6 protein-coding genes are annotated in these 5,560 nt (G+C 57.4%); all 6 read left to right on the forward strand.

Annotation, left to right across the window (positions count from 1 at the left end):
* Positions 1-217: 217 nt before the first annotated feature.
* Complete coding sequence (locus HMPREF9538_RS24645) at positions 218-409, forward strand: hypothetical protein (RefSeq protein ID WP_002918687.1); 192 nt, start codon at positions 218-220, stop codon at positions 407-409.
* 79 nt (positions 410-488) lie between these two features.
* Positions 489-2,429 carry an RNase E specificity factor CsrD gene (gene csrD, locus HMPREF9538_RS24640; RefSeq protein WP_002918686.1) on the forward strand — a complete coding sequence of 647 codons (1,941 nt, stop codon included), beginning with the start codon at positions 489-491 and terminating at the stop codon, positions 2,427-2,429.
* A gap of 305 nt (positions 2,430-2,734) precedes the next feature.
* On the forward strand, positions 2,735-3,778 hold the full coding sequence (mreB, locus tag HMPREF9538_RS24635; protein ID WP_002918653.1) for a rod shape-determining protein MreB: 1,044 nt from the start codon (positions 2,735-2,737) through the stop codon (positions 3,776-3,778).
* 70 nt (positions 3,779-3,848) lie between these two features.
* Positions 3,849-4,841 carry a rod shape-determining protein MreC gene (gene mreC, locus HMPREF9538_RS24630; protein WP_004149974.1) on the forward strand — a complete coding sequence of 331 codons (993 nt, stop codon included), beginning with the start codon at positions 3,849-3,851 and terminating at the stop codon, positions 4,839-4,841.
* Entirely contained in the window at positions 4,841-5,329 is a 489-nt protein-coding gene (gene mreD, locus HMPREF9538_RS24625; RefSeq protein ID WP_002918648.1) for a rod shape-determining protein MreD, read from the forward strand. Before mreC ends, mreD begins: the two co-directional genes overlap by 1 nt.
* A gap of 7 nt (positions 5,330-5,336) precedes the next feature.
* Positions 5,337-5,560, forward strand: a 224-nt coding sequence (locus tag HMPREF9538_RS31325; RefSeq protein ID WP_009483998.1) for a Maf family protein, incomplete at its 3' end; no start/stop codon positions are given.

A 5,560-nucleotide genomic window follows, 5' to 3' on the forward strand; every position in this document is an offset into this window, starting at 1 on the left:
TCATGCGTTTCCCTAAGCATGACGGAGACGGCGATGAATGGCGAATATGTCACGAAAAATTGCACATTAGGATGAGGAGCCGCCGCCGAAGCAGAGGCGCGGTCGTCCAGGAATCATCGGAAAGTGGCGCAAGACGTTTCCTTTGCCGCGCATGACCCGGCATCTTTAGCAGGGAAAAGAGGGCGGCAAGCAGGCCAAACGGTAAACCGGTAATAATTTGCGTCGCTGGCGCGGGTTTGCCATCCTGCGTCTAAAATTAAAGCGCTTCTGGCGCAGGCCGCAGGCGGGCGACGATTGGCAAATTTTTTCTGCAAACTATACTCGCTATCGGCATACTTTTACCGATAATACGCATTCCATTGCCAGACTCGCCATCTTTGATAGTATGCGTCGCGCTTTAAAAGGTTAATGCTTGCGGCAAGGCGCGCGCCGGCACGGGAGCCTGATGGTTCATCGGGTAGTCATTCACTCGCGGAGTTAACACAGGGATGCGATTAACGACGAAGTTCTCAGCCTTTATTACGCTGCTAACTAGCCTGACCATCTTTGTCACGCTGATTGGCGCTTCGCTGAGTTTTTATAACGGCATTGAGAACAAGGTCGAAAACCGCGTTCAGGCGGTGGCGACCATGCTGGATAACCGGCTCATCACCACCTCTTTCGATAAGCTTGAACCGCAGTTGGATGAGCTGATGACGCCGATCGAGATCGTGCATATCGATTTCATGCTCAACGGCAAACCGCTCTACAGCCATTCCCGACCCGATAGCTATCGCCCGCTCGGCAGCCATGAGCAATTCCGTGAGATCACGGTTCAGTCGCTTAAACATCCTGGTATTACGCTGCATCTGGTCTACGTTGACCCGATGGTGAACTATTTCCGTTCGCTGTCGATCACTGCCCCGCTGTCGATCTCCATTGGCTTCATGGTGGTGATTATTTTCTTCGCCGTCCGCTGGATCCGCCGCCAGCTGGCCGGCCAGGAGCTGCTGGAGCTGCGTTCCACGCGTATCCTGAGCGGCGAGCGCGGGCCGCAGGTGCGCGGGTCGGTCTATGAATGGCCGGCCAGCACCAGTAGCGCGCTGGATATGCTGCTGTCGGAGCTGCAGTTCGCCAGCGATCAGCGCAGCCGGATGGATACGCTTATTCGCTCCTACGCGGCGCAGGATTCGAAAACCGGACTGAATAACCGCCTGTTTTTTGACAATCAGCTGGCCACGCTGCTGGAAGACCAGGAGAAGGTGGGAGCCTACGGCATCGTGATGATGATCCGTCTGCCGGAGTTTGATCTGCTACGGGACAACTGGGGACGGGCGGCGGCCGAAGAACATTACTTTACGCTTATCAACCTGCTCTCTACCTTTATTATGCGTTACCCCGGCGCGCTGTTGGCGCGCTATCACCGTAGCGACTTCGCCGTGCTGCTGCCGCACCGTACGTTGAAAGAGGCGGATAGTATCGCCGGCCTGTTGCTGAAGGCGATGGATGCGCTGCCTCCAACGCGTATCCTCGATCGCGACGATATGATGCATATCGGCATCTGTTCGTTCCGCAGCGGGCAATCGGCGGCGCAGGTGATGGAACATGCGGAAGCGGCGACGCGCAACGCGGTGCTGCAGGGCAGCAACAGCTGGTCGGTCTATGATGACACCCTTCCGGAGAAAGGTCGCGGCAACGTTCGCTGGCGAACGCTGATCGAACAGATGCTGAGCCGCGGCGGGCCGCGGTTGTACCAAAAACCAGCTGTCACCCGCGACGGGCGGGTACATCATCGTGAACTGATGTCGCGGATGTACGACGGTAAAGAAGAGGTGATTGCAGCGGAATACATGCCGATGGTGCTGCAGTTTGGCCTGGCGGAGGAGTATGACCGCCTGCAGGTAACGCGCCTGCTGCCGTTTTTAGGCTTCTGGCCCGAGGAGAATCTGGCGCTCCAACTGTCGGTGGAGTCGCTGATCCGTCCGCGTTTCCAGCGCTGGCTGCGCGATGCCTTGATGCAGTGTGAAAAATCGCAGCGTCAGCGGATTATTTTTGAACTTGCAGAGGCAGATGTTTGTCAATATATCGGCCGTCTGCAGCCGGTTATGCGATTGGTTAACGCTCTGGGCGTTCGGGTGGCAGTGGTTCAGGCGGGGTTAACCCTGGTTGGAACCAGCTGGATCAAGCAGCTGGATGCGGAGCTGATCAAACTGCATCCGGGTCTGGCGCGCAACATCGAAAAGCGCAGCGAGAACCAACTGCTGGTGCAAAGCCTGGTGGAAGCCTGTAAAGGCATGCCTATGCAAGTTTTTGCGACGGGCGTACGCAGCCGCAGCGAGTGGTTGGTACTGTCCCAATGCGGTGTCACGGGCGGGCAGGGGGAATTTTTTGCCGCCTCACAGCCACTTGACACAAATGTGAAAAAATATTCGCAAAGATACTCGGTTTGATCTGCCGTTTAGCGTGATTTCACGTAGAATAACGCGCGCCATCGTGAAGGGGGTGTGCTTGTCTACCTGCCGGATCATCGCAATGTAAATGCCAGTGACCCTCCTTTGACAGGTTACAAATTCAGGCGTGGAGCGCTGCTGAAGATTTCAGCAATGAACGGAGTCGGGAAAATTTGTAACAAAGGAAATGAACTGCACTAATTTTCACCGCAGCAGGTGATTTTTGCGCCTTGTCGCTGCTGCGTGTGGTTGGTAAAGTAAGCGGATTTTGTTTTCCGCCCCAGCTTTCAGGATTATCCCTTAGTATGTTAAAAAAATTTCGTGGCATGTTTTCCAATGACCTGTCCATTGACCTGGGTACCGCGAATACCCTTATTTACGTAAAAGGACAAGGCATCGTATTGAATGAGCCTTCCGTGGTGGCCATTCGTCAGGATCGTGCCGGATCGCCGAAAAGCGTCGCCGCCGTGGGTCATGAAGCGAAGCAGATGCTCGGCCGTACCCCGGGTAATATCGCGGCGATTCGCCCGATGAAGGACGGCGTTATCGCTGACTTCTTCGTGACGGAAAAGATGCTGCAGCACTTTATCAAACAAGTGCACAGCAACAGCTTTATGCGCCCGAGCCCGCGCGTGCTGGTGTGTGTACCGGTTGGCGCAACCCAGGTCGAACGTCGCGCTATTCGTGAATCCGCGCAGGGCGCAGGCGCCCGTGAAGTCTTCCTGATCGAAGAGCCGATGGCGGCAGCGATTGGCGCAGGCTTACCGGTTTCTGAAGCGACCGGCTCCATGGTGGTGGATATCGGTGGCGGTACCACTGAGGTGGCGGTTATCTCCCTGAACGGCGTGGTCTATTCCTCTTCTGTACGTATCGGCGGTGACCGCTTCGACGAAGCCGTTATCAATTACGTGCGTCGTAACTACGGCTCCCTGATCGGTGAAGCGACCGCTGAACGTATCAAGCATGAAATCGGTTCGGCTTACCCGGGCGATGAAGTGCGCGAAATTGAAGTGCGCGGTCGTAACCTGGCGGAAGGCGTGCCACGCGGCTTCACCCTGAACTCAAACGAAATTCTTGAAGCGCTGCAGGAGCCTCTGACCGGCATCGTGAGTGCGGTCATGGTTGCCCTTGAGCAGTGCCCGCCGGAACTGGCGTCTGATATCTCTGAACGCGGGATGGTTCTCACCGGCGGTGGTGCGCTGCTGCGCAACCTGGACCGTCTGTTAATGGAAGAAACCGGTATTCCAGTCGTGGTTGCTGAAGATCCGCTGACCTGCGTAGCGCGTGGCGGCGGCAAGGCGCTGGAGATGATCGACATGCACGGCGGCGACCTGTTTAGCGAAGAGTAGTCAGCCTGAAGGTCCGGGGCGGCATACGAGCTGCCCCTGGTCTTTACTGACACGAGAATACGCATAGCCTATGAAGCCAATTTTTAGCCGTGGCCCCTCGCTACAGATTCGCCTTATTCTGGCGGTGCTGGTGGCGCTTGGCGTGATTATCGCCGACAGCCGCCTGGGTACGTTCAGTCAAATCAGAACGTACATGGATACAGCCGTCAGCCCTTTCTACTTTGTCTCTAATGGTCCCCGGGAACTGCTCGACAGCGTATCGCAGACGCTAGCTACCCGCGACCAGCTCGAACTGGAAAACCGCGCGCTGCGCCAGGAGCTGTTGCTGAAAAACAGCGATCTGCTGATGCTGGGCCAGTACAAGCAGGAGAACGCGCGCCTGCGTGAACTGCTTGGCTCGCCGCTGCGCCAGGACGAGCAAAAAATGGTGACGCAGGTCATCTCAACGGTCAACGACCCTTACAGCGATCAGGTGGTTATTGACAAAGGCAGCGTGAACGGCGTCTATGAAGGCCAGCCGGTTATCAGCGATAAAGGCGTCGTGGGGCAGGTCGTGGCCGTGGCGAAAATGACCAGCCGGGTGCTGCTGATCTGCGATGCCACTCATGCGCTGCCGATCCAGGTTCTGCGTAACGACATTCGCGTCATTGCCGCCGGTAACGGCTGCACGGACGATCTCCAGCTTGAGCATCTGCCGGCGAATACCGATATTCGCGTCGGCGACGTGCTGGTGACCTCCGGTCTCGGCGGTCGTTTCCCTGAAGGGTATCCGGTTGGGGTAGTCTCCTCGGTGAAACTGGACACCCAGCGCGCCTATACCGTGATTCAGGCGCGTCCGACGGCCGGGCTGCAGCGCTTGCGCTATCTGTTGCTGCTGTGGGGCGCCGATCGTAATGGCGCTAACCCGATGACCCCGGAAGAGGTTCATCGGGTGGCTAACGAACGTCTGATGCAGATGATGCCGCAGGTACTGCCTGCGCCGGATGCGATGGGGCCGCAGATGCCGGCGCCCGCCACCGGGTTGACGCCGCCTCAGCCGTCGCAGCCTGCAGGGGGGCAATAGTGGCAAGTTACCGTAGCCAGGGACGCTGGGTTATCTGGCTCTCGTTTCTTATCGCGCTATTGCTGCAAATTATGCCCTGGCCGGCGGACATCAGCGTTTTCCGGCCCAACTGGGTATTATTGATCCTGCTGTACTGGATCCTCGCGTTGCCGCACCGGGTAAACGTGGGGACGGGGTTCGTGATGGGGGCTATTCTTGATCTCATCAGCGGTTCAACGCTCGGCGTTCGCGCGCTGTCTTTAAGCATCGTCGCCTATCTGGTCGCGCTGAAGTATCAGCTGTTCCGTAACCTGGCGCTGTGGCAACAGGCGCTGGTGGTAATGCTGTTATCCCTGGCCGTGGATATCATTGTTTTCTGGGCAGAGTTTTTAGTGATCAACGTCTCTTTCCGTCCGGAAGTATTCTGGAGTAGTGTAGTAAACGGCATCCTCTGGCCATGGCTCTTCCTGCTGATGCGTAAAGTGCGTCAGCAATTTGCAGTGCAATAAGGTTGATATGACAACTCTGTATCTCGCTTCTGGTTCCCCGCGTCGGCAGGAACTGCTGACTCAGCTTGGTCTCGCTTTCGAGCGTCTGGTTCCTGGTATCGAGGAGCAGCGCCAGCCGCAGGAGAGCGCCCAGCACTATGTCGTCCGCCTGGCGCGCGAAAAAGCGCAGGCCGGGGGGGGGGGGGGGGCCCCCGGCTTGTCGGGGGGGGGGGGGGGGGGGGGTGGTGTTTT

This window comes from Klebsiella sp. MS 92-3 (genome assembly GCF_000195655.1).
Taxonomy (GTDB): Bacteria; Pseudomonadota; Gammaproteobacteria; order Enterobacterales; family Enterobacteriaceae; genus Klebsiella; species Klebsiella pneumoniae.

What these genes read in the sequence shown, in the direction of transcription:
- csrD (WP_002918686.1), top strand. Translation starts at nt 489, where the DNA reads ATGCGATTAACGACGAAGTTCTCAGCCTTTATTACGCTGCTAACTAGC.
- mreB (WP_002918653.1), top strand. Translation starts at nt 2,735, where the DNA reads ATGTTAAAAAAATTTCGTGGCATGTTTTCCAATGACCTGTCCATTGAC.
- mreC (WP_004149974.1), top strand. Translation starts at nt 3,849, where the DNA reads ATGAAGCCAATTTTTAGCCGTGGCCCCTCGCTACAGATTCGCCTTATT.